This window comes from Spirochaetia bacterium 38H-sp (assembly GCA_039023545.1).
GTDB lineage: Bacteria > Spirochaetota > Spirochaetia > Winmispirales > Winmispiraceae > Rarispira > Rarispira pelagica.
In genome coordinates, this window is sequence record JBCHKQ010000012.1 from 1 (window position 1) to 2,957 (window position 2,957).

General features: G+C 34.3%; 4 protein-coding genes. All 4 read left to right on the forward strand.

The window, feature by feature from the left end:
* Window positions 1-52: 52 nt before the first annotated feature.
* The 4 genes from WKV44_10490 to WKV44_10505 all read left to right on the forward strand — a co-directional run bounded on the left by WKV44_10490 (window position 53) and on the right by WKV44_10505 (window position 2,690).
* The gene (locus WKV44_10490) at window positions 53-772 is read left to right on the forward strand and encodes a hypothetical protein (protein ID MEM5948963.1); all 720 of its coding nucleotides are present in this window, start codon (window positions 53-55) and stop codon (window positions 770-772) included.
* Window positions 773-778: 6 nt separating this feature from the next.
* A complete protein-coding gene (locus WKV44_10495) occupies window positions 779-1,129 on the forward strand; it encodes a hypothetical protein (GenBank protein ID MEM5948964.1) in 351 nt (116 codons plus the stop codon).
* A gap of 245 nt (window positions 1,130-1,374) precedes the next feature.
* On the forward strand, window positions 1,375-2,025 hold the full coding sequence (locus tag WKV44_10500; GenBank protein MEM5948965.1) for an N-acetylmuramoyl-L-alanine amidase: 651 nt from the start codon (window positions 1,375-1,377) through the stop codon (window positions 2,023-2,025).
* Window positions 2,022-2,690, forward strand: a complete 669-nt coding sequence (locus WKV44_10505; protein MEM5948966.1) for a hypothetical protein — start codon at window positions 2,022-2,024, stop codon at window positions 2,688-2,690. Before WKV44_10500 ends, WKV44_10505 begins: the two co-directional genes overlap by 4 nt.
* The last annotated feature ends 267 nt before the right edge of the window (window positions 2,691-2,957 follow it).

Genomic DNA, 2,957 nt, shown 5'->3' on the forward strand with positions numbered 1-2,957 from the left:
TGTAGCGCCTGTAAGTGATGAGACGAGGAGGCACAACCGGAGTCTCCCCGGTATGGGAGGTGTGTACAATCTTGTAAACCTGCAGCTTTACCATTATGCGGGGAATAATCCGGTGAAGTATATTGATCCGGATGGAGAAAGTTCTGAAAGTTTTATTTCTCAATTGTTGGTATTTTCTAGTAATATGATTCTATATTTGAATAATGTAGGTTTTGCAGGTCAGCAAAGCTCATCAATTGAGTTTTTTTCATATACAATGGGGAGCGACTATGGAGCGCTTGTGAAGAATACAAGAATAATTTATGTTGATATAGATCGTGGTTTTTCTGCGCCATGGGGCAATATATATATGCCAACCAATGATAGTTATCAAGGTGGGTATAATACTCCAAGAGAATATAATTTGGGTAAACCTTCTGATACGGGGAGAGTCGGTTTGGAAGCTCATGAGTTATATCACCAAGTACAATATAAAACAAATATTACATCATTATTTTGTCTAGTTGCTGAGCAAATTCAATATTCCACTGGAGGAGATCCCTATTCAAAAGGTGACCCAAGGATTCCAAGTGTGTTGGATAATATCCAAAAATTATCGGATATTCCAACACTAGAGGGTAGGGCTCAATTCGTAGGGCAGTGGAATGCTGATGTTTATCAGTATCAAAATGGAGGGCTTGTTAATCATGAAAGATTACTGAAGGAAGCACAAATTATTTTAAATTCTGGGATATCCTCTCAGGCTGCAATTGATATTTTATCAGGGGGGTAAGAAGTTGTGAAACGTATTATATTAAGTGTTTGTATTATTTGTTCTGTTGGGTTGTATGCAATGACTAGAGAACCACCTAAAAGATATTCAGATCGAGTTAATGTTATTGAAGATGATTCTCAATTGGTTATTGTAATTGCAACAGAATTTGAGCCTAATTCTTATGATATTTATGAAATTTATATTTTTGGAGCAAGAGATGAGGATGTAATAGTGCTAAATAGTAGGGATTGTTCCATGAAGACTATAGGGGATAACCTTATTTTGGTTATTTCTGGTTTTACAAAGAAATTCGAAATTACTGGAATAGGTGTTATGCTTATAAGAAGAGGCAAGATGGAATATTATTCGATGTAAAAGGATTTGTTTTGCTTTTTAGAACTAATTAAAGAAATGATCTTTAAATATATGTTTAACCGTCAAACACAGCGTTCTTGCCTTTGCCCCGTGTTAGCCGGAGGCAGGAGGGGCTGCGCCCTGCTTGGGTAGTGGGCTTTATGGGGCGTAGTCCCGACGTTCGGTATAAGATTTTATGGGGATTTGAAGCAAAGCGGGGAAAAGTTGTGTTATACTGGATAGAACTGGTATCAGAGAAGGGATGTTTGCAGCTTTACCATTATGCGGGGAATAATCCGGTTGAGTATATTGATCCGGATGGGAGGCAAACAGAAGAATGGGTAGTTGTTAGTCCTGGACATGGGATGGATAGACCGGGATCCGATCCAGGAACATGTCATGATGGGTACAAAGAAATCAGTTATATATATAGGTTAACAAGCAGATTAATGCCTAAACTTTCGAATTTAGGTGTCAATGCTATTAATATTAAAGCACCTCCGTATAATGCATATACGGTTTCAAGAAAAGTTAAAGAGTCAAATAGATTTGGAAAAAATCATAAAGTAGCCCTTCATATTTCAATTCATGCTGATTCTTTGCGAGGAGATGGGTATGTTGGAATTGAAATATTTTATATGACAGGAAGGCCAATAAGTAAAAAAATTGCAGAATTTTTTCAAAAAGAATTGGAGTCAGCAGGATTTGAAGCTAGAATAAAATCAGACAATCAAACTTGGGTTGGAAGGTTTGGAGAATTGTGGGATACAAAAGCTCCTGCTACATTAATTGAAATTGGAACTCTAGGGAGTGCAAAGGGCAGAAAATTATTAGGGAATGATAAATATATGGATAAAATGGCTGAGATATTATCTAAAGCAATTGAAAAATTTATAAAGGAGAAGCCAAACAAATGAAAGTAAATAAAAATGTCGTTATGTTTTTGCTTGTTTTAGTTTTTGTTAATCATAATATAAATTGTCAAACTACTGAAAAATTATTTTCTGAAATAGAAATAAAAGGGACTATTTTTTATGTTTTAGAACAAAATAATTATTTATTAGTAGGATATCGTGATGATGAATATAATTTAAAAGTTGATAAAATAGAAATTATTTCTGATAAATTAAAATATATCGAAACAATTAATGACAAACGTTTATTTTATAAATATGAAGAAATATTTGAAACAAAACAAAACCTAATTTATTCTAAATATGAAAAAGAGATAGTGACAGATATTAAAAAAAGAAAATGCAATATTCTATACGATAAAAATATATTTGATGGACGCCCCATGATATATTACAGTATGGCAAAAGAGTCCCCTGATTCTGAAAGTCTATTATTGCTTTATACATGTGAAGATGGAAGATCCTTTTTTGCAAGTCAAATTGTATGTATAAATATTAAAAATAGGGAAATAAAAATATCTTATTTGGCTGATAAAAATAGTATATTGTTCGAATATACAAAAAATATTGGTTGGATTAGCAATGATATAATATATTATGACGTTAGCTCCGGTAGTAAATATGATATTATTAAGTTAATTAGATTAAATGAGATATTAGAAAAATAGATGTGGGATATAGCATATTGGACCCTATAATTTGGGATACAGCTTTAGTTTTTAGGCTTTTACTGAAAGAGGAAAAGTTGTCTTACGATGAGATTCGGTGGCAGCCTGCCTTTGCCCCGTATTAGCCGGAGGCAGGAGGGGCTGCCCCTGCTTGGTAGTGTGCTTTATAGGGCGCAGTCCCGACGTTCGGTATAAGGTTTTTGGGGATTTGAAGCAAAGCGGGGGAAATTGTTGTTGTAAAAATAGAGGAAGATAGGGAACATAGTG